Here is a 20063-nt window from a genome sequence, read left to right on the forward strand (position 1 = left end):
GCGGATTGACTGACGGGCCTTAATCGTCGGTGACGATCAGGACCGGACCAACCACATCGTTGGCGCCATTGGGCAGGATCATGCTGAAGTCTGGTCCAGTGCCCTGCACGTCGCCAAGACGGAACTGGTAGGTCTCCACCTGGGTGCCGTCTTCTCCGGGCGGTCCGGGCGGGCCTTGTTCGCCGTCTTCTCCGTCCTCGCCGTCTTCACCGGGCGGGCCTTGCTCGCCGTCTTCACCATCTTCGCCGGGCGGGCCCTGCGGGCCTTCCGGTCCGACCGGACCTTCCGGACCCTGCGGACCTGCCGGACCCTCGGGGCCTGCCGGACCCTCGGGACCTTCAGGGCCTTCCGGACCCTGCGGACCCTCCGGACCTTCCGGCCCCTGCGGACCCTGGGCGCCGTCATCGCCGTCGCAGGCCGACAGCGAGAACACCAGCATGCCGGCTGCCAGAACCGCCGCGACCTTGCGGCGACGGAACTGACCGAGCCCGATCAGGCCCAGCAGCGCCGCAGCGCCACCGCCGGCGGTGACTACCGGCATCATCAGTGCCGCGAGGTTATCGGAGAAGTCGATCACAAGGATATAGCTCTCGCTGTCATCCGGTCCGAGCGGCCCACGGCCAGCCGGGAAAGTGACCTGGAAGCTGTTGCCGGCATCGTTAAGCTCAACGTCAGCTGGAATCTCCAGCTCACCGTTATCGACCAGACCGTTGGCATTCTCGTCGAGAATCACCGTGGCCTCGGCAATATCGGTCTCGAAGTTGCCGCTGCCGCGCAAGTCGCCGGAGAAGCCGTCCAGGGTGATGTCCTCTTCCGAGTCGTTGGTGATGGTGAAGGCCAGTGCCTCGACCCCCATATCGCCCGACTCGGCCGGGGTGGGCGTGCCGTTGACGGACTCACCGTTGGGCATGATCTGGGTGGCCTGAGCGGGCGCGAATTCGAACGCCCCGATGTCACAGACCGCCTGACCATCGTCGTTACCGTCGATCGGACGAACGACACCTCGCTGATCGACATTTTGGACCGCCGGCCCGCCGCAAGCGAGGCCGCCATCGATTGCCGGACTGCCCATCAACAGCGCCAGGGTTTCCGTGGGACCGCCGTTGTGGTTGAGCATGTCGGCCAGCATGGCCAGGTCGACCAGATTGCCATTATCGGCGGGGAGTGCCTCGGACGAATCGGAGATGATGCTGTTCTGCGTTGGACCAAAGGCGCCCTCGACATCGCCCGCGTTGCCCTCGGCCGACATGTTGCGGCTGATGATGGTATTGCGCGCGTCAAGCATCGCGCCTTCCGACACGAATACACCGCCGCCCATCATGGCCATGTTGTCGGCAGTAGTGCTATTGCGGTCCTGCAGGTTCGCATTCGGCTGCAGATAAACGCCGCCGCCGTTGCCAGCGGCTTCGTTCATGGCGACCGTGCTGTTTTGCAGGTTTAGCGTGGATTCGCTAAACACCCAAAGGCCACCGCCCTGATTCGCCGCCTGGTTGCGGGAGACGGTGGACTGGTCGACGGTGACGGTGCTGTCACCGCCAGTGATGTGCAGGCCACCGCCGTTGCCGGGGTTGCCCATGAGTTCGCCGTCCACGACCAGACCCGTGGTATTGCGGTCCATGGTGGACTGGATGAACGTCACGTCCGTTGCACCATCGGAGGACACGTCCTCGAAGGCACCACCGGCACGGCTGGCCATGTTCTGCTGCAGGGTCGTGCCCTCGATCGTCACCACGGTGCTTCCGTCACCGACGTTCAGCATGCCGCCGCCGGAACCGCTTACACCGGACGCCACGTTGTTGCTGACGGTCGCGTTCATGACGTTGAAGGTGCCGCCGTCATTGAACAGGCCGCCGCCGCCGTTGTCCGCATTCGCACCGCGGGCGTCATTGTTCGTGACGTTGGTGCCGTCCTCGACGGTCATCATGCCGTCGGCGGAGTTCCAGAGGCCACCGCCCTCGCTCGCCGCGAGGTTGCTGCTCACGCTGCCGCCGGTGACGGTTACCTCGCCTTCGCCGGTTACGTGCAGACCACCGCCGTTGCCCGGGTTGGCCACGAGGCCCTCGATTGGCGTCTCGGTCTCGGCACCCGCCGTGTTGTTGTTGAGGTCGACATTGGTCAGCGTCGTGGTGCCGCCCAGGGCCTCGATGCCGCCACCGGCGCGGTTGGCCGCGTTGCTGGCAATGGTCGCGCTGGGGCCTTCCTCAATGGGCTGCACGATCACGGTGCCGCCGTTGTTGAAGATGCCACCGCCGGAGCCGGACTCGCCCAGCGCACTGTTGTTGCTGATCGAGCCGCCGTTGACGGTGACCAAGCCGTCGCCAGCGTTGTTGAAGATGCCGCCGCCGCCGTTAGTTGCTTCATTACCGTTGGCCGCGTTGTTGGTCACGGTGGTGCCGGTCAGCGTCATCTCGCCGGTGTCGTTCCACAGGCCGCCGCCTTCGGTAGCCGCGACGTTGTTGCGCACCATCGAGTCGTTGAGGTCGACATTACCGTTGCTGGTGATGTGCAGGCCGCCGCCGTTGCCGCCGTTGCCGCCGCCGGTGGTGTTGGCGATGTTGCCGTCGGCCATTTCCATACCGCCGAGCGTCACATTGGTCAGCGTGGCCATGGAACCGGCGCGCAGCTCGATGCCGCCGCCGGCACGGTTGGCGGTGTTACCGCTGATGACGGTATCGGTGGCCGTGAGCGTGGTGCCTTCATTCATGAAAATGGCGCCGCCGGAAGCAATGCTTCCCTCTGCGGCGGTGCCCTCTTCGGTCAAAACACCCGCGACGTTGCCGGTCATCACCGTCTCGCCGGTGATCACTACGCTGCCCTCGGCGGTGTTGCTGAAGATGGCGCCGCCGCCCTGGGTAGCATCGCCGCCGGTGGCCGTGTTGCCAGTGAACTGGCTGTCGGCAACGCTCATCATGCCGCTGTTGTTCCACAGCGCGCCGCCTTCGACGGCGGTGTTATCGGTGAAGTTGCTGTTGGTGATGTCGATGTCCGACATGCCGGTGATGTGGATGGCGCCACCGTTGCCGGGAACGCCGTCGCCCAGGGCGTCATTGCCACTGAACGTCACGCCGGAGAATATCGACTCCGCCTGACCCTCAGCCGCGACAATCTCGATGGCACCGCCGGCGCGGTTGGCCATGTTGTCGGTGAAGTTGCCGCCAGTCACGTCGAGGTTGCTGCCACTGTGAATAATGGCGCCGCCGCTACCGCTGCCGGCGGTGGCCGTATTCATGCTGAAATCGGTGTTCATCACCGTCAGCGAACCGGCGTTATCCAACGCGCCGCCGTTAGCCGCATCCATGCCCGTGCCGGTATTGCCGGTCACGAGGCTGTCGGAGAGCGTTACGCTCGACATCGCTGCAATCTGAAGCGCACTGCCCGATACAGCGGACCCGTCAGCCAGTACGAGGCCGCTCAGGGAAACCGGTTCTTCGGCCCCGGAATCTACGCTAAAAATGCGGTACTCGCCGGCGCCGCTGATGGTGGTGCCGGCCGGGTCACCCATGGCGCCCAAGCCGGTGATAGCCAGATCATCAGAGATCGCGGGAAGGTTATCTACCAGGGTGATCGTTTCACCGTCCAGAGTCTCGGCAAACGTGATGGTGTCGCCATCCGCTTCACCCGCGGGCGCGTCGCCGCTGACCCCATTGTTACTAGATGCCGTGATGGCCTCGCGCAAGCTGATCTGGCCGTCCTCGGCGTCGATCACATCGTCGGTGGTATCGACAACGTAGTCCGTTGCCGCGACCGACATGGACACGGCGCTGAGTGACAGCGCCGTGAGCATGGCTGATAGTCGTGTTGTAGAAGTCACTATGGTTTTCCTCCTTTACTGCGCCTCGTCGGTAGGCGAGTCTCTTCCGCGTTCGGAAAGAGTCCGTGCGCCTCTAGCCGGCCCGGTATCGGCACCGGCCCTGAAGTTCCGCGTAGACGCCACTCGAAAGCGAATTGCCCCGGTCATGCAGCGACTACTCCCGCACTGTCTCAGCGTGAATCTTTTGCTGTCAAACACGGGCGACGTCGGTGTGAGGGGGATATGGGCGGAAACGCCCTGTGGGCGCAGCTTCCCAATTATCTGGGGATACTTTCCCGATTCCCGGCCGGGCGCTCCGCGCGCATGAATGCGCCCTGCCGGGCCGGCTGAGGCACCATCGCTACCCCGGGGCGGGGACGCAGACGAAGCCCAGTGCCGCCGCCAACCGGTCGCCGTCCAGCCGCTCCACGGGCAGGGAACTTCCGGCAAACTCGAAACGCAGCGGCGTCGTCGCACCATCCGGTTGCGCCAGGGCAGCCGCGATTGCCTGGTTATTGGCGGGGGCACCATCCCGGTGCAGCCGGGCCAGGGCCCATTCCAGATCATGGTCGTCGATCACGCCGGCACCGAGCGGCGTGTCCGCCACCAGGCTGCCCTGCTCGTCCAGGCAGATCCGCGACATTGCTGACACCGGCTGGCCGGTATGGGTCATCAGTTGCCCGTCGCTGTCCACCCGCAGGATCAGCGGCGTGTATTCGAGGCTGACGTAGCCGCGCTGCGGCCCGTTCTGGAAATACCAGCAGCCGCGGTCGTCGGCGGCGTAGTTGCGTTCGATGAAGGCAAGGATGCGGGGGTGGGTGATGCGTTCGCCGTCGACGTACCAGCGGCCGCGCCGGTCCAGGTGCAGCCAGCCGTAGAGGTCCGGCACGTCGGGCAGGCGCGCCATTGCGCGCCGGACGCTTTCATCCACGGCGTTCCGCCCAGCGGACGCGGTTACGCCCGTCCCGCTTGGCCCGGTAAAGCGCCGCATCGGCCTCGCGGTAGAGATCCGTGGCGCTGATGGACTCATCGGGCACGGTGCCGGCGACGCCGATACTGGCGGTCAGGGCAACCGGCTCGTCGGTGCCGAATGCCTCGATCTCGGTGGCTTCGATGCCGGCACGGATCCGCTCGGCAACGACGCTGACAGCCGAGGCATCGAGGTTCTCGAGTACCACCGCGAATTCTTCGCCCCCGGACCGCGCGACCAGGTCCTCCATCCGCCCCACGGCTCGCCGAATGGCCGCGGCCCCGGCGATCAGGCACGAATCGCCGGCAACATGGCCGTAGCGATCATTGATGGATTTGAAGTGATCGAAGTCGATGATAAGCACGAAGATGGCATGCCCCTGCCGGCGGGCGCGCGCCCAGGCAGCCGCATAGGCATCGTCGAAGTGCCGGCGATTGGCAAGCCCGGTCAGGCCGTCGTGACGCGAGAGCTGCGTGAGTTCGGCGTTCTTCATCACCAGCTCGTCGTTGAGCCGCCGCATGCCGGCGGCCATCCGGATATTGCGCTGGCTGGCCCGGATCAGAAGCCAGACCACCGAGGCGATCAGCAGGGCGAGTACTGCCCCACCCGCCTGCCATGGCCATACATCGCCCGGCCGGGGATACCAGCCCCGCTGCGGCGCGGCCAGCAGCTCCCACGTGGCGCCCGGCAGATTGATCGACATCGGGATCGCATCGGGCGGTATCTCACCCTGTCCGAGCATGCGGGCTGGCGCACCGTCGTCGCCGGCATCCCCGAGAAGCCAGTAGCGGGTGCCCTCGATGCGGGCGCTTATACCGACGTAGTCGAACAGGCGATCAATATCCACCACGATGGAAATCAGACCCCAGTAGTCCCCGTTGCTCAGGAAGACCGGTGTGCGATTGATGATGCCTCGTCCACCCTGAACCAGGTCGACCGGCCCCACCACCACTGAATTGCGACTCTGCATGGCACGCTGCACGCTCGGCCACTGCTCGGGGATATCCTTGAACCGCAGCCCGATGGCGTTTTCGTTGCCTTCAAGCGGGTACACATGGGCGAGCCGATTATCCGGCGCCAGGCCGATATTCCGGACGCGGGAGTCGGCGTCAAACAGCGCTTTCAGCGCACGGCGGTACTGGTCCGGCGTCGGATCGTCGACACTCTGGATAAAAGCAACGAGGCCGTTGGCGAGATAGAGCGTGGCGCTGAGTTCCGTATCCAGCCGGCTGCGTAACGTGGTCACCTTTTCCAGGACACGCTGGCGTTCGGCGTGCTGCTTTTCCCGGGCCTGCAGCAGCACCAGGCTCTGGAACACAACCAATGCCAGCAGAAATACGCCTACCGTTGTGACCAGGGCGCGAATCAGTGACCGTTGCCGGCTGTTTTCTGGTGTCAGCACACTCAATCCTGCCTAACAGCCCTGATACAGGGTTACGCCATTGCCGAGGTACTCGCGTACCAACCGATCCCGCGGCGAATCATGCCGCGCACCCGGAATCATCGAGGTTCCGCCAACCCGTTCCCGTCACACTTTACGGCACGAACTCGATCCGTTCGATTTCCCAGCGCCGCTCCAGGCCGTTGGCGGCGGTGCAACCCAGCGGCTCGGGGTCAGCGCCGGGCGCCAGTTGCTTGACGCTGCGGCCCTGGCTGCGGGTGTCGCCCAGATAGCGCCACAGGACCACTTCGATGGTGCGGGTCTCGTGGGTGTTTTCCACCAGCCGCATTTCAGCGCGATGGCGGGTGCAGTCGGAGGCGTACTTGTGCCCGAACTCGATGAAGTCCCGCGGGTCTTCCGGTTCGCCGGCCGCACCCGACAGGCCCGGGGCAAGTGCCAGCGCGAGGCTGGTGAGTGTGAGGCGCCAGTCCATGCCACCAATCTGCCACAGAACCGGCGCCGGGCGGAAACCGCCGCTGGCCGTGTCCGGCCTTTCAGCCGCCCTGGCGGGTCAGGTCCTTCGCCTTGGTCAGCACCCTGTCTTCCAGCGTCTTGCGATAGGCCCTGACGCGATCGCGCAGGGCATCGTCGCCGGTGCCGAGAATCTGCGCGGCCAGCAGGCCGGCATTGGTGGCATTGTCGATGGCGACCGTGGCCACGGGAATGCCGGCCGGCATCTGCACGATGGACAGCAGCGAATCCTGGCCGCTGAGCGCGGTGACATTCACCGGCACGCCAATCACCGGCAGCGGTGTCAGGGCCGCCGCCATGCCCGGCAGATGCGCCGCCCCGCCGGCCCCGGCGATGATCACACGCAGGCCGCGTTCCTCGGCGCCGGCGGCATAGTCGTACAGGCGCTGCGGCGTGCGGTGGGCCGATACGATCGTCAGCTCGTACGGCACCGCCAGTTCGTCGAGCATGTCGGCGGCCTTCTGCATCACCGGCAGATCGGAGTCGCTGCCCATGATGATCCCGACCAACGGCTGTCGCGCTGCTGTCATAGCGGGTGCTCTCCCCGAATCCTCAGGACCTGACGTATCCGCTGCGCCTTGGCGCCGGCGGCCTCGATGCTGTGATCCACCACGGTGACATGGCCCATCTTCCGGCCCGGCTGTGACTCGGCCTTGCCGTAGATATGCACCGCCGCGCCCTCGACCGCCAGCGCTTCATCCAGGCCCTCCACGATGGTGCGACCACTGTACCCCGGTTCGCCCAGCAGGTTGATCATCACCGCCGGTTGAATCTGTTCGGTGGAGCCCAGCGGCAGGCCGGTGATGGCGCGAATCTGCTGCTCGAACTGATCGGTGACGCAGGCCTCGATGGTGTAGTGCCCGGAATTGTGCGTGCGCGGGGCGATCTCGTTGACCAGCAGCCGGCCATCCTTCGCCAGAAACAGCTCGACCCCGAACACGCCGACGCCATCAATGGCCTCGATCGTCTCGACGGCCAGGGCGCGGGCTGCCTGCGTCTGCGCCTCGTCGATGCGGGCCGGGGCCACCAGCTGATCCAGGATATTGGCCGCCGGGTCGAACACCATTTCGACCACGGGATAGGCGCGGGTGACCCCGTCCAGTCCCCGCGCGACCATCACCGCCAGCTCCTTGTCGCAGTCGACGTACTCTTCCAGCAGACTCGGCACCGGCAGGATGCGGTCGGGATCGCCATCGTCGTGGAAAATCTCGACGCCGCGGCCATCGTAGCCGCCGCGCTGGGCCTTCTGCACCAGCGGATAGCCGAACTCGGCCAGGGCCGCCGGGGTGGGCTGATCCAGCCCGACGAAGCGGCCGGTGGCGATGCCCTTGTCGGCCAGCATCTGCTTCTGGGTCAGCTTGTTCTGGATGCTGGCCAGCAACTGCGGGGACGGGAGGATGCTGAAACCATCGGCCACCAGAGCTTCCAGCGCCTTCGAGTCGATGGACTCGATATCGAAGGTAGTGACGTTCGACAGCTCGGCCAGCTCGCGCAGCTTGGCCGGGTCGAAGAAATCGCCCACGATCTGATGACCCGCGACCTGGCCGGCCGGCGAATTCGGGGTGGGGTCGAGCACGATGGCGGAAAAGCCCAGTTGTGTAGCCTTTCGCACCATCATGCGGCCGAGCTGGCCGCCGCCGATTATGCCGATACGGGCCAGCGGAAACGGCAGCGCCCGATCGGACAGGTCATGGCTCATGTCGCAGGAAAATCGCCGGGAAAAGCCGGCCATAATAGCCGATTCCGGGCGTATTTGCCGAAATCCGGATGCACCGGGTCCGGGTTTTCGGCGGCATCGGCAACAGGGGGCATGCCCGCTGCCGATGCCGCCTGACGAGGCGGTCCGCCGGTCAGCGGCTGCCGCGCAGCGCCACCACCCGCGTGACCAGGTCGCCCTCGGCGACGGCGGATCCGTAAAGGCTGGCGTAATTGCCCTGCAGCCAGCGGCCGAAGGCATCGGTATCGGACGCGCCCATCAGAGTGGCGAACGCATCCAGGTGCTCGCCCTCGCCCGCGGCCACGTCGCGGCGCAGGGCCACAGAGCGCTTGTCGGCGAAGTCGCGAGCCCGGGCAAAGTCGTCGTCCTCGCGGTCTTCGTGAATGAGATATGCGGTGGTACCGGCGGTGCTGGCGCTGGTGGCCAGATCACGTCCGTCGTTCACACAGGCACCGAGGCCGATTGCGGCGCCCAGGGCCAGCGGCAGCGCGGGCATACCGAATGACCGGCGACGTTTGCAGTTCGAGTTCATGGCAGCGTCCTTCATGGTCGAAACTTGAGAGGCAGGTCCCCGGCGCCATCGCCATACCCATGCATGCAGTTTGCCGCAAAACCGCGCCGATGGCATGTCCCGTCGCACCGAACTGCGGGTGTCCGCATTACAGCCCCTGCGCGCCCCGGCGCAGCCAGTCGTGCACGAAAGCCAGCTTGCGGCGGGCGGCGTCCGACAGCACGAATGGGTACAGGTCCGACAAGCCCATGGCGCGATTGACATGGTTGACTGCCACGGTCAGCGATGCCGCCACCCGGATCAGGCGCTCGGCATCCGGCTCGGCATAGGGATCCCAGCGCGGGCTCGGCAGGTCGGCGGCGGTCAGGCCGGCGGCGACGAAGCTGTCGGTGATGTCAGTCAGATGCAGCAGGTGGGCGGTGGTCTCGGCCCAGTCCTCGTGCGGATGGGCCGAGGCGTAGGTGGTCAGGAAGCGGCGGTCCCAGTCCGCGGGCGGGCCGTTCTGATAGTGCCGCTGCAACGCGGCCGGATAGTCGTCGCGCTCGTCGCCGAACATGGCGCGGAAGGCGGCGAGAAAATCCTCCCGCAGACTCAGTCGCCACCAGAGCATGTGCGCGATCTCGTGGCGCATGTGGCCGATCATCGTGCGATAGGGTTCGTGCAGCGCCTGGCGGCGGGTGGTGCGCAGCACCGGATCCGCCTCGTTCACGCTGATCGTGACCACGCCCTGCGCATGTCCCATCGGCACCGGCGTCGCCCCCTCGGCCAGCATGTGAAACACCGGCCGCGTGCCGGGGTCCTCCGGCCGGAACCAGTGCCAGCGGCCCAGGTTATCCAGCGCCCAGCGCTTGGCGGCCTCGGTCAGCGCCCAGTTGGGAATGGCATCGGCAATCGAGGGATCGGGCGCCAGCGCGGTCATCGCGCAGGACCGGCAGAACGCCCCCTGTTCCGGCGCGATCCAGTTGCAGCCGATCACCTCGCGGTTCACGCAGAAAGGCGGCGTGGCCAGAAAGGCCCGCGCCTGCGGATCGTAGGCCACCGGCGTGCCCTGCGCGGTGGTCAGATTATCGAACCAGAGGGAACCGGCACCGACGGGGTTGGCGAAAACGCGCATGGGGGAGAAGCCCTACTGCATCGTGGAGGGACGCACAGTGTGGCGGAAAGCGCGAGTCGCTGTGCAAGTCACGGTTCGCCGGCGCACGCGGTGGCGATGGCGCAGCGGTTCACTTGGCGTTGTCCCCGGCCGCGTCGCGAACCGCCGCCAGATCCTCCGGCTGATCCAGCGCAGACCCTGCACGCGCCAGCGCCAGTGCCCGGTGGTGGCGGGCCGCGTCGCGCACGGACGCATCGCCGATCGACGCCAGGGACCGCAGCGCCTTCTGCAATCGCACCGACACTTCTACCTGCCCGGCTCCGTCACGGGCAATCGCGGTGAAGGCATCATCGAACATCTCGCGGACCGATAACCGGGGCACTTCCACGCGCTCGTACATCGGCGAATCCGCATCGCGGGCCGCGGCGGGCTCACACCATTGATGAAACAGCCGCACCAGCCGACCCACCACATCGATTGCCGTGCCGGGATCATTGACCGCCGGTGACAGAGCCCGCCCGGCAATCTCCGACAGCACCACCAGACCGAATCTGGGATCGTCCTCGAAACGACGGGCGTCACCCACCTGGAACGCATCGGCCACCTGACCGGACCGGTCTGCGCGCCCGTCGCGGTCGGCGTCGCAGACGTAGGCTAGCGGCCGGTCCGGCGTGACGAACGTACCCGGCAGCGCCGCAACGACCACCCGCGCCTCGACCGCTTCCGCCCAGGTCTGAAGAGCTGCAATATCGACGTACTGCACGTAACCGATTGTCGTCGCGAATACGGTGGCCCCCTCCGGCCGGGCCCGGGCGACACGCGCATTCATCGTGGGGGCATCGCGCCGCCGTATCAGGGCATTGCCGGCCGCCTTTTCCACCTTGTCCATGGTGGAGCCCAGCCGCCCGAGCCGGGCAATGCCGTCCACCCAGCGCACGAAGGTGAGAATGACCACGGCGAACACCAGCACCGTCAGCGCAAAAAGGATGAACAGCCCCGCCGTTTCGAAATAGTCGTTCTTGGCCGCCGTGAGTGCCACCACCGAGAAGATGAAGGCGCCAACAAATGCCGACAGGGCGTTCTGGGATGCATCGTCGGCAACCACCAGGCTGAATGACCGGGGCGTTGCCGTGTTGCTTGCCGCGGCATAGGCCGACACCATCGAGGCGACCGAGAACGTCGCAATCACCAGCATGCTGGCGGCCATGATGGACAGCAGCGCTTCGATCGAATCCGACGTGATTGCCGGCACATAGGCGCCCAGCGCAGTGCTGTCGAAGAGTTTTGCGACGAACGCCGCGCCGATGGACAGCAGACAGACGGTCAGCGGCCTCACCCAGAGCCGCTCGCGAAAGCGGTTGACCAGAAACCTGACGCGGTCCACTGAAACCATGGCGTTCATCTCGATTTCCCTTGCACGCGGAATACTCCGGCCTGTCGACCCGCCGGACGCGTAGACGAAGCGAATGGTTGATCGAATCACATCCACCCGTGACGCGAGATCACGGCTTCCTCGAGCGATGCCAGCCGCCGGCAACACCGCCGATGAACCCCGAGCGACGGTCAGCGAACGTGCCGGTCGTCGGCCGCTTGTCGCCTGCTCGAATATACGCTCAGCGCTGTCACCGTGACCAGAATCAGGACCATGCCCGCGATCTGCATGCCCACCAGGTTTTCCGCCAGCACCACCACGCCGAACAGCGACGCGGTGACCGGCTCCACCATCGCCACGATCGAAGCCACCGCCGGCGCCGTGTGGTTCAACCCGATTATGTAAAGGATGAACGACAGCCCGGCGCCAAGCACCCCCAGCACGACAAACAGCGGCCAGTCCGGCGTGCTCAGCACCGCGACCACCTGACCGGTATCCGCGAAACCGATCAGAATGATGCACAGCGCCGCGAAGGCAATGACCAGAATCGCCTGCGGGCTGCCGTGCGGCGCTGCGTACTTGAAGCCGAAAATGAACAACGCGTAAGACAATCCGGCCAGCAGCCCGGCGCCCACGCCGACGGGTGTGATGCCGCCCGCCCCGATGTCGTAAATACCCGTGAGCAGGACGATCCCGACCATCACCATCGCGATTGCCGCCCACTTCAGGGGCGTAGCCTGCTCCAGCTTGAGCGCGAACGACACCAGGTAGACGAATACGGGCGCGCAATACATCAGCGTCGCCGCCACCGCGACGCTGCCCTCCCCGATACTCACGAAATAGAACGAAAAGTTGCCCGCCACGCCCAGGCCGGCAACCACCGACCAGAACCACAACCGGCCACTGGTCAGGCCACTGCCCCGCGGCCGCAACGCCAGCCAGCCCAGCACGAATAGCAGCCCGATCGCGCCCCGGTAGGAAGCCACCACGAACGCACTCCAGCCATCCGCCATCAGGATGCCGCCGATGCCGCCGGATATTCCCCAGCACAGCGCCGCCAGGGCCACGAAGGCGGTGCTGAGGCCAGTTGTTCGATCGGGTTGTGTCGAATTCAGCGGCGGTGCCGGCTGCGATCCCATTGAGCAAATCCTGCCGTTTACTGACGCCGGATCACGACCCGGGCTTTGTTGTCGATAGCCAGCCTGATAGTTGTTGTGATCTCAGCAACGACGGACCGCCAGGACGATGACAATCTGTTGCGCCTCGATCTCGATTGGGGGCCGCAGGATCAGCTTGTTCGAGGGCGGCAAAGGCTGGCAACCCATTTACCGCCTCACCGCAACCACTCGATTCGTTAAATAAGCGTGGCCTCGCGGCCGCTCAGCGATAGATTTCGCCGCCGGTTTCGACGAATTCCTCGGCCTTTTCGGTCAGACCGGCTTCCAGCGCATCCTCGGGCGTTTCGATGCCGCGCTCGGCGGCGAATTCGCGGACTTCCTGGGAGATACGCATGGAGCAGAACTTGGGACCGCACATGCTGCAGAAGTGGGCGACCTTGGCACTGTCCTTGGGCAGGGTCTCGTCGTGGTAGCCGCGGGCGCGGTCCGGGTCCAGGGCCAGGTTGAACTGGTCTTCCCAGCGGAACTCGAAACGGGCCTTTGACAGCGCGTTGTCACGAATCTGGGCGCCGGGGTGACCCTTGGCGAGATCCGCGGCGTGGGCGGCAATCTTGTAGGTAATGATGCCCTCGCGCACGTCATCCCGATTGGGCAGGCCCAGGTGCTCCTTGGGGGTGACGTAGCAGAGCATGGCGGTGCCGTACCAGCCGATCTGGGCGGCGCCGATGGCCGACGTGATGTGGTCGTAGCCCGGGGCGATATCGGTGGTAAGCGGGCCGAGGGTATAGAACGGCGCCTCGTTGCAGGCGTCCAGCTCGGCGTCCATGTTTTCCTTGATCAGTTGCATGGGCACGTGGCCGGGACCCTCGATCATCACCTGGCAGTCATGTTTCCAGGCGATTTCGGTGAGTTCGCCGAGCGTTTTCAACTCGGCCATCTGGGCCTCGTCGTTGGCATCCGCAATCGAGCCCGGACGCAGACCGTCGCCCAGCGAGAAGGCCACGTCGTAGGCGGCCATGATGTCGCAGATGTCCTCGAAGTGCTCGTACAGGAAGGACTCGCGATGGTGGGCCAGGCACCACTTGGCCATGATCGAGCCGCCGCGGGAGACGATGCCGGTGATGCGCTTGGCGGTCATGGGCACGAACGGCAGCCGCACGCCGGCGTGGATGGTGAAGTAGTCCACCCCCTGCTCGGCCTGCTCGATCAGGGTGTCGCGGAACAGCTCCCAGGTGAGGGCTTCCGCCTTGCCATCGACCTTTTCCAGCGCCTGGTAGATGGGCACCGTGCCCACCGGCACCGGCGAGTTGCGGATGATCCACTCGCGGGTTTCGTGGATGTGTTTGCCGGTGGACAGGTCCATGATGGTGTCGCCGCCCCAGCGGGCCGACCAGACCATCTTCTCCACTTCCTCGGCGATGGAACTGGAAACCGCCGAGGTGCCCATGTTGGCGTTGATCTTCACCCGAAAATTGCGGCCGATGATCATCGGCTCGGATTCGGGGTGGTTGATGTTATTGGGAATGATGGCGCGGCCGGCGGCGATCTCGTCGCGCACGAATTCCGGCGTGACGGTCTCCGGCAGGTTGGCGCCGAAGCCCTGGCCCGGGTGCCGACGCAGCAGGCGCGAGTCGCGGATTTCGTCGATGCGGGCGTTTTCCCGGATCGCCACGAACTCCATCTCCGGCGTGATAAGGCCCTGCCGGGCGTAGTGCATCTGGCTGACGTTGGCGCCGGCCTTCGCCCGCAGCGGCCTGGGCGGCGACGGGAAGCGCAGGTGGTCCAGGGCGTTGTCGGCGTGGCGCTGGCGCCCGTATTCGGAGGAAAAATCGGCCAGGCGCTCGGTGTCGCCCCGCTCGGCGATCCAGTCGGCGCGCAGCGGCTTGAGGCCGGCGGTGAGGTCGATCTCGACGTCCGGGTCGGTGTACGGCCCGCTGGTGTCGTAAACCGTGATCGCCGGGTTCTTCTCGATGCCGAAGGTGGCCGGGGTGTCGGCCTGGGCGACCTGGCGCATGGGCACCCGGATGTCCGGCCGGGAACCCGCCACGTGAACGCGTTGCGACCCGGGCAGCGGCTGCGTGACCTCGGTGGTCAGGCTGCCGGTTCGGTCCATCAGGTCCTGGGAAATGCGGGAAGCGGGAGCACTCATGAGCGGTCGACCAGTGGCGTGAATGGCTTTATTAGAACATGCGCGACTGCGCCGCTGCACCGGCGGGGCGGGCTGTTCACGGCATCGGGGTATGGCACCGATGCCGGGCACTCACCGCGGCTACGGCGACAGCCTATTCCCGCCAGATCACGATAGGGTCGGGATAGAAGGCCACGCAGTTGGCAATGGCCGCCAGTTCCGGCCTGGGATCGGGATAATGCCAGGCGGCGTTGGGCAGGGCCTGCTCGCCCACCGTTACGTCGTAGTAGCGGGCGTCGCCCTTGAACGGGCAGTGACTGGTCGCGGGGTTGTGCCCAAGCACGCCGGGTTGGACATCGGCGATGGGCACGTAGATCACCGGCGGATAGCCGGTCTCTCGCAACTCCAGGGCCTGTTCGGAGCGGGCAATGGCTTCGCCACCGCACTGGACATGGATCACCGCCGCAATCGGGCTGAGCGTGATGCGGCCGGTATCCGTAAGAGTCTGGTCAACCTGCAACTCGGCATCGGGCATGGCGTTCAACTCGTGTCGGGCGGGTTCGGCGCGGCTGGCTCAGTGGCCGGCAAGCCGCTCGCTGGTGACAATCTCGACCCCGGCGGCGCGCATGCGTTCAAACGCGCTGTCCACATCGCCGGGCTGCAGGTCCACGCCGCGGGTGCCGTCGGACACCAGCCGGGTGGCAAAGCCTTCATCCACCGCATCCATCGCGGTGAAGTACACGCAGACATCCGCGGCCAGACCGGCCAGGGTCACCGCGGTCACGTCGCGGGCCCGCAGCCAGTCGGCCAGGCCGGTGGCCTTGCGGTGGCCGTTGTCATGAAAGGCGCTGTAGCTATCGATACGGCGGTCCGTGCCCTTACGGAAGACCGCGTCCACACAGCCCATGTTCAGATCGGGCGCGAATTCCGCGCCATGCGATCCCTGGACGCAATGATCAGGCCATAGAATCTGGGTCAGGCCATCCACTTCGGTCACGTCGAACGGGGCCAGAGCCTCGTGCTGACTGGCGAAGGACAGATGATCGGCCGGATGCCAGTCCTGTGATGCCACGACGATATCGAAGCCGGGTTGCAGGCGATTGACCACCGGTATCACAGCGTCGCCCTCGGGGACCGCCAGCGCCCCGCCGGGCAGAAAATCGTTCTGGATATCGACCAGAATCAGCGCCTCTGTTGCCATCACGTATCTCCCTGCGCATCGGCCAGCCGCGCCTCCAGTGCGACCTCGTAGTCTGTGACAGCGGCAAACGCCGAGCATTCACTCGTGGCGTGTTCGCGGATGGCGTGCAGGTCGGGCGGGGCTCCCACGGGCTGGCCGGCACGGATCAGTGGCTGCAACAGATCCCGCGTTGCCGCGGCGGGCGGCAACCCGCGGGCCTCGCCGCCTGCCAGCAGCCGGCCGGCCAGGAAGTCGGCCCCGACCACCTCGTCGTCGTAAAGCCAGTCGGCCAGCGGCCGGCCGTCGCCATCGAGAAAGCGGCGCACCTGCAGACTGCCGGCCAGGGTCTGTTTTTCGACCGTATCCGACCGCTTGGCGCACTGGCGCCAGCGGCCGGCATCGTCGCGGATCGCCCCCAGCTTGTAGACGCCGTCGAGGGCGCCATCCGGCGCGCCGGTGGTGAGCTTCGTTCCCACCCCCCAGAGCACGATCGGCGCACCACCCTGCTTCAGCTCCGCGATGCGGTGCTCGTCCAGGCTGGAACTGGCGGCGATGCGGGCGTCCGGGAATCCGGCCGCATCAAGCTTCGCCCGGGCCTCGCGGGCCAGGTTCCCGAGATCGCCGGAGTCCAGGCGGATACCCAGCATCTCGTGGCCGCGTTCGCGCAGCTGCCTTCCGGCGGCGATGGCATTGTCGACGCCGGCGCGCGTGTCGTAGGTATCCACCAGGAAGATGCAGTTATCCGGCAGAGCCTCGGCATAGCGCAGAAAGGCATCCAGTTCATCGTCGAAGGCCATCACCCAGCTGTGGGCGTGCGTGCCGCGTACGGGGATGCCGTAAAGCTTTCCCGCCAGCACGTTGGCCGTGCCCGCACAGCCGCCGATGTAGGCCGCCCGTGCGGCGATCACCCCGGCCTGCGGCCCGTGGGCCTTGCGCAGGCCGAAGTCCAGCACCGGGTCACCCGCGGCCGCGGCCGCCATGCGGGCGGCCTTGGTGGCGATCAGGGTGGGGAAATTGACCAGGTTGAGCAGCGCGGTTTCCAGCAACTGCGCCTGCAGGATGGGCGCGCGGACCCGCAGCATGGGTTCGCGGGGAAACACCGCCGTGCCCTCGGGCACTGCCTCCACGTCGCCGGTAAAACGCAGGGCTGCCAGGTAGTCCAGAAACGCGGAATCGAACAATCGGCCGCCGCGGGCGTCGGTCAGGGTACGCAGGTAGTCGATGTCATCCGGCGCGAAACGGAAGTCGGCCAGGTAGTCGCGCACGTCCGCCAGGCCGCAGGCGAGTGCGAAGTCCTGCCCGAACGGGGCCTCGCGAAAGAACAGGTTGAACACCGCCTCGCGCTCGGGGTCGGCCGTGCGCCAGTGAGCGTAGGCCATGGTGAGCTGGTAGAGGTCGGTCAGCAGGGCGAGCGACCCGCCGTCGTGCGTTCGAAGCATGCGCGGATGAATTCCCGTAATCAGTGGCAAATCTGCGATCGCCGGCGCGCGGTTTCAATCCGTGCGGGACGACCGGTCGATCGGCGATACTACCGGACCGGCATGCATCACGACCCTTCCCTCGCCAATGAGCGATCGCGAGCCCTTTCTCCGCAACCCGGACGGCAGCCTGCGGGCCAACCTGACTGTCTGGCAGAGCCTGAAGATCAGCCTGCTGGCGCGGGTGGCGTCGGCCTATATCCGGCTGGTGCGCTTGACCTGCCGCATCCAGGTGGTCGCCGGCAGCGGTCATCTCGAAACCGCGCGCCGCGAGGGCCCGGTGATCGCCTGCGCCTGGCATCAGGCGGAACTGGTCAGCGGCATCTACCTGCTGACCTGGCAGCGCCTGGCCATGCGGGTGGGCTTTCTGATCAGCCCGTCCCGGGAAGGCGAATTCATCGCCCGGGTGGCGCGGCTGCACGGGGCGGCGGTGATGCGCGGGTCGTCCACCCGGTCCGGCCGTGAGGCGTTGTGGGCCATGGCCAAGGCTCTGGAAGAGGACACGTCGCCGGTGGTATTCGCGGATGGCCCCAGCGGGCCGGCGCAGCAGTTCAAGGCCGGCGCGGTGATCCTGTCGCGGCGTACGGGGGCGGCGGTACTGCCGGTGGGCTGCGCGCTCGACGGCTACTGGCAGTTGCGTACCTGGGACGGCACGCTGATTCCCAAGCCGTTCGCCCGTCTGCGCATCGCGCTGGGGCCGCCGCAGACCATCAGCCCCGATGCGGATGTCGACACCGAGACCGAGCGCCTGGGCCGGCTGCTCAACGAGCTGACCGAGCAGGCCTGGCAGGGCGCGTGAGCCGCAAGGCAGGACTGTATCTGCTGGACCGCCGTGACCTGCCGCCCGTATCCGCGGCCTGGCGGGCGGCGCTGTCGGCCCCGCTGCGCGATCGTCTGGACGCCATGCGCAGCGCACACGCCCGCCGGCAGAGCGAGGACGGGCTGCGCCTGCTGGCGGCCGCGGCCGTTCACGACGGCTGGCCGATCGAGCTTGCCGCGCTGACGCGCCGAGACGGGCGGCTGGCAATGCCCGGCGGCCCCGCTATCAGCCTAAGCCATGCGGGGGACTATGCGGTTTGCGCGGTGAGCGCGGTGGGCGCCATCGGGGTGGATATCGAACGTATCCGGCCGCTGCGGACACTGCGGGTTCTGCGGCTGCTCTCACTCGAGGAAAACGCCGCGGCGGAGCACGACCCGGCGATGTTCTTCACCAGCTGGACCGCGCGCGAGGCGGTTATCAAGGCGACCGGGCTGGTCGGGCCCCGCCGCCTGGCGGCGGTGCGCGTCGAGGCCGACGCCGCGCGGCTCGACCACCGCCGGTTCCGGCTGTCACGCCCGCCGGCGCCGGACGGTTACGCGTTGTGCGTGGCCACCGAAGCCGGCGACCCGGCGGCGATTCAGGACCTGAGCGACGTGGTGAGAAAGAACAGCGCGGCGTAGACCTTGTGGTCCACCGTACGGCCGGCCGCCACCTGGTCGGCCAGCCAGCCGCGCACCTCGCCCAGCGGCACGTGGAGCACCCGGATGTCCTCGTCGTCGAGGCCGCCGCCCTCGCCCACGCGTTCCAGATCGAACGCGCGCACCACGGTGACCAGCTCCGAGGCCATTCCCGGCGAGGACGGGCCTCGGTAGAGCCGTTCCACGCGGGCGGGGCGATAGCCGGTTTCCTCGATCAACTCGCGCACGGCCGCCCTTTCCGGGGTGTCGTCAGCCCCGCCGTCCGCATCGCCGACGATACCGGCGGGCAACTCCAGCACCCGACCGCCCATGGGCACGCGGTACTGATCCACCATCAGCAGTTCATCGTCGGGGGTAATCGCCAGGATGTGGACGGCGCCGGCCGCATTGACCCGCGACACGTACTCCCACCGTCCCCGCCGCGAGAGCCGCAGGAAGCGTCCCTCGGCGAGCGTTTCCACGTCATCACTCATGCCGGCAGTGTCGGCGGTGGTCCGAGACACTGCAAGCCGGTCAGGCGACGCGCAGCGGGGTCACGTTGTGGTGGGCGTCTTCGGCGTCCGCCCAGTGCAGGATTTCCATGTGACCGTCGTGGTGCTCGACCAGCGCAGTGCAGGATTCCACCCAGTCGCCGGAGTTGTAGTAGGTCACGCCCTCAAGATTCTTGATCTCGGCATGGTGGATGTGACCGCAGACCACGCCATCGAAGCCCCGGCGGAGGCATTCGTGGGCCACCGCCTTCTCGAACTCGGAGATGAAGTTCACCGCGGTCTTGACCCGCTGCTTGGCGAACGCCGACAGCGACCAGTACGGATAGCCCAGACGCGCCCGGGCCCAGTTGACGTAGCGATTGGCCCGCAACAGCGAGGTGTAGGCGGCGTCGCCGACCAGCGCCACCCACTTGTGGTACCGGGTGACCACGTCGAACAGGTCGCCGTGGATGACGAACAGCTGCCGGCCGTCGGCGGTTTCATGCACCACGTCGTTGACCACGTGCACATTGCCCAGCCGCAGCTCGTAATCCACGAACTTGCGCAGGAAGTCGTCATGGTTGCCGGTGACGTAGTACACCTGCGTGCCACGCTTGGACTTGGTCAGTATCTTGCGGATGACGTTGGTGTGCGTCTGCGGCCAGTAGAAGTGATTATGCAGACGCCAGCCATCGATGATGTCTCCCACCAGATACAGCGTGTCGCACTGGTTGTCCTTGAGAAACTGCGTCAGCCGCTCGGCCTGGCAACCGGCGGTGCCCAGATGCACGTCGGAAATCCAGATGGTCCGGTAACCGGGGCGGTTGTTATCGCTGGTCTCGGTCATGATCTCGGCCTCGCGGATC

The 20063-nt window shown here is 66.5% G+C and carries 18 protein-coding genes; 2 read left to right on the top strand and 16 right to left on the bottom strand.

Annotated elements, in window-relative coordinates; genetic code table 11:
* Positions 1-19: 19 nt before the first annotated feature.
* The 14 genes from RM531_RS05445 to pncB form a co-directional block, all read right to left on the bottom strand.
* The gene (locus RM531_RS05445) at positions 20-3811 is read right to left on the bottom strand and encodes a beta strand repeat-containing protein (protein ID WP_311657875.1); all 3792 of its coding nucleotides are present in this window, start codon (positions 3809-3811) and stop codon (positions 20-22) included.
* A 340-nt stretch (positions 3812-4151) separates the two neighbouring features.
* Positions 4152-4721: a DUF2946 family protein gene (locus RM531_RS05450; protein WP_311657876.1), complete on the bottom strand. Its 570-nt coding sequence runs from the start codon at positions 4719-4721 to the stop codon at positions 4152-4154.
* Positions 4714-6162, bottom strand: a complete 1449-nt coding sequence (locus RM531_RS05455) for a diguanylate cyclase (protein WP_311657877.1) — start codon at positions 6160-6162, stop codon at positions 4714-4716. The genes RM531_RS05450 and RM531_RS05455 overlap by 8 nt, the downstream gene beginning before the upstream one ends.
* Before the next feature lie 133 nt (positions 6163-6295).
* On the bottom strand, positions 6296-6634 hold the full coding sequence (locus RM531_RS05460; protein WP_311657879.1) for a hypothetical protein: 339 nt from the start codon (positions 6632-6634) through the stop codon (positions 6296-6298).
* 61 nt (positions 6635-6695) lie between these two features.
* The gene (purE, locus tag RM531_RS05465) at positions 6696-7202 is read right to left on the bottom strand and encodes a 5-(carboxyamino)imidazole ribonucleotide mutase (RefSeq protein ID WP_311657880.1); all 507 of its coding nucleotides are present in this window, start codon (positions 7200-7202) and stop codon (positions 6696-6698) included.
* A complete protein-coding gene (locus RM531_RS05470; protein ID WP_311657881.1) occupies positions 7199-8371 on the bottom strand; it encodes a 5-(carboxyamino)imidazole ribonucleotide synthase in 1173 nt (390 codons plus the stop codon). The genes purE and RM531_RS05470 overlap by 4 nt, the downstream gene beginning before the upstream one ends.
* Before the next feature lie 151 nt (positions 8372-8522).
* Positions 8523-8921 (bottom strand): DUF3015 family protein, encoded by a 399-nt coding sequence (locus tag RM531_RS05475; RefSeq protein ID WP_311657882.1) that lies wholly within the window; start codon positions 8919-8921, stop codon positions 8523-8525.
* Positions 8922-9048: 127 nt separating this feature from the next.
* Positions 9049-10014: a zinc-binding metallopeptidase family protein gene (locus RM531_RS05480; RefSeq protein WP_311657883.1), complete on the bottom strand. Its 966-nt coding sequence runs from the start codon at positions 10012-10014 to the stop codon at positions 9049-9051.
* A gap of 109 nt (positions 10015-10123) precedes the next feature.
* Positions 10124-11395, bottom strand: coding sequence for a DUF2254 domain-containing protein (locus RM531_RS05485; protein ID WP_311657884.1), 1272 nt, complete (start codon positions 11393-11395; stop codon positions 10124-10126).
* A 161-nt stretch (positions 11396-11556) separates the two neighbouring features.
* Entirely contained in the window at positions 11557-12504 is a 948-nt protein-coding gene (locus RM531_RS05490; RefSeq protein ID WP_311657885.1) for a DMT family transporter, read from the bottom strand.
* Between the two features lie 241 nt (positions 12505-12745).
* Positions 12746-14596 (bottom strand): phosphomethylpyrimidine synthase ThiC, encoded by a 1851-nt coding sequence (gene thiC, locus RM531_RS05495; protein ID WP_349255402.1) that lies wholly within the window; start codon positions 14594-14596, stop codon positions 12746-12748.
* A 169-nt stretch (positions 14597-14765) separates the two neighbouring features.
* A complete protein-coding gene (locus tag RM531_RS05500) occupies positions 14766-15146 on the bottom strand; it encodes a DUF427 domain-containing protein (protein WP_311657887.1) in 381 nt (126 codons plus the stop codon).
* Positions 15147-15185: 39 nt separating this feature from the next.
* Positions 15186-15812: a bifunctional nicotinamidase/pyrazinamidase gene (gene pncA, locus RM531_RS05505; protein WP_311657888.1), complete on the bottom strand. Its 627-nt coding sequence runs from the start codon at positions 15810-15812 to the stop codon at positions 15186-15188.
* Positions 15812-17230: a nicotinate phosphoribosyltransferase gene (pncB, locus tag RM531_RS05510; protein WP_311657890.1), complete on the bottom strand. Its 1419-nt coding sequence runs from the start codon at positions 17228-17230 to the stop codon at positions 15812-15814. Before pncB ends, pncA begins: the two co-directional genes overlap by 1 nt.
* 127 nt (positions 17231-17357) lie before the next feature.
* On the opposite strand from pncB, the gene RM531_RS05515 reads away from it, so the two are divergent.
* Together RM531_RS05515 and RM531_RS05520 are read left to right on the top strand one after the other, a co-directional pair.
* Positions 17358-18068, top strand: a complete 711-nt coding sequence (locus tag RM531_RS05515; RefSeq protein ID WP_311657892.1) for a lysophospholipid acyltransferase family protein — start codon at positions 17358-17360, stop codon at positions 18066-18068.
* On the top strand, positions 18065-18709 hold the full coding sequence (locus RM531_RS05520) for a 4'-phosphopantetheinyl transferase family protein (protein ID WP_311657894.1): 645 nt from the start codon (positions 18065-18067) through the stop codon (positions 18707-18709). Before RM531_RS05515 ends, RM531_RS05520 begins: the two co-directional genes overlap by 4 nt.
* Here RM531_RS05520 and RM531_RS05525 read toward each other — a convergent pair.
* On the bottom strand, positions 18667-19200 hold the full coding sequence (locus tag RM531_RS05525) for an NUDIX hydrolase (RefSeq protein ID WP_311657895.1): 534 nt from the start codon (positions 19198-19200) through the stop codon (positions 18667-18669). The two genes, RM531_RS05520 and RM531_RS05525, sit on opposite strands and share 43 nt — an antisense overlap.
* A gap of 40 nt (positions 19201-19240) precedes the next feature.
* The gene (locus RM531_RS05530) at positions 19241-20044 is read right to left on the bottom strand and encodes a UDP-2,3-diacylglucosamine diphosphatase (RefSeq protein WP_311657896.1); all 804 of its coding nucleotides are present in this window, start codon (positions 20042-20044) and stop codon (positions 19241-19243) included.
* Positions 20045-20063 lie beyond the last annotated feature (19 nt).

This window comes from Spectribacter acetivorans (assembly GCF_031846305.1).
GTDB classification, from domain to species: domain Bacteria; phylum Pseudomonadota; class Gammaproteobacteria; order Nevskiales; family Salinisphaeraceae; genus Spectribacter; species Spectribacter acetivorans.

Excerpts from the sequence above, each read along its gene's own strand:
- RM531_RS05475 (WP_311657882.1), bottom strand. The coding sequence starts at position 8,921 with ATGAACTCGAACTGCAAACGTCGCCGGTCATTCGGTATGCCCGCGCTG.
- RM531_RS05525 (WP_311657895.1), bottom strand. The coding sequence starts at position 19,200 with ATGAGTGATGACGTGGAAACGCTCGCCGAGGGACGCTTCCTGCGGCTC.
- RM531_RS05460 (WP_311657879.1), bottom strand. The coding sequence starts at position 6,634 with ATGGACTGGCGCCTCACACTCACCAGCCTCGCGCTGGCACTTGCCCCG.
- RM531_RS05500 (WP_311657887.1), bottom strand. The coding sequence starts at position 15,146 with ATGCCCGATGCCGAGTTGCAGGTTGACCAGACTCTTACGGATACCGGC.
- RM531_RS05515 (WP_311657892.1), top strand. The coding sequence starts at position 17,358 with ATGAGCGATCGCGAGCCCTTTCTCCGCAACCCGGACGGCAGCCTGCGG.
- thiC (WP_349255402.1), bottom strand. The coding sequence starts at position 14,596 with ATGGACCGAACCGGCAGCCTGACCACCGAGGTCACGCAGCCGCTGCCC.
- pncA (WP_311657888.1), bottom strand. The coding sequence starts at position 15,812 with ATGGCAACAGAGGCGCTGATTCTGGTCGATATCCAGAACGATTTTCTG.
- RM531_RS05480 (WP_311657883.1), bottom strand. The coding sequence starts at position 10,014 with ATGCGCGTTTTCGCCAACCCCGTCGGTGCCGGTTCCCTCTGGTTCGAT.
- RM531_RS05470 (WP_311657881.1), bottom strand. The coding sequence starts at position 8,371 with ATGAGCCATGACCTGTCCGATCGGGCGCTGCCGTTTCCGCTGGCCCGT.
- pncB (WP_311657890.1), bottom strand. The coding sequence starts at position 17,230 with ATGCTTCGAACGCACGACGGCGGGTCGCTCGCCCTGCTGACCGACCTC.
- RM531_RS05530 (WP_311657896.1), bottom strand. The coding sequence starts at position 20,044 with ATGACCGAGACCAGCGATAACAACCGCCCCGGTTACCGGACCATCTGG.
- purE (WP_311657880.1), bottom strand. The coding sequence starts at position 7,202 with ATGACAGCAGCGCGACAGCCGTTGGTCGGGATCATCATGGGCAGCGAC.
- RM531_RS05490 (WP_311657885.1), bottom strand. The coding sequence starts at position 12,504 with ATGGGATCGCAGCCGGCACCGCCGCTGAATTCGACACAACCCGATCGA.
- RM531_RS05485 (WP_311657884.1), bottom strand. The coding sequence starts at position 11,395 with ATGAACGCCATGGTTTCAGTGGACCGCGTCAGGTTTCTGGTCAACCGC.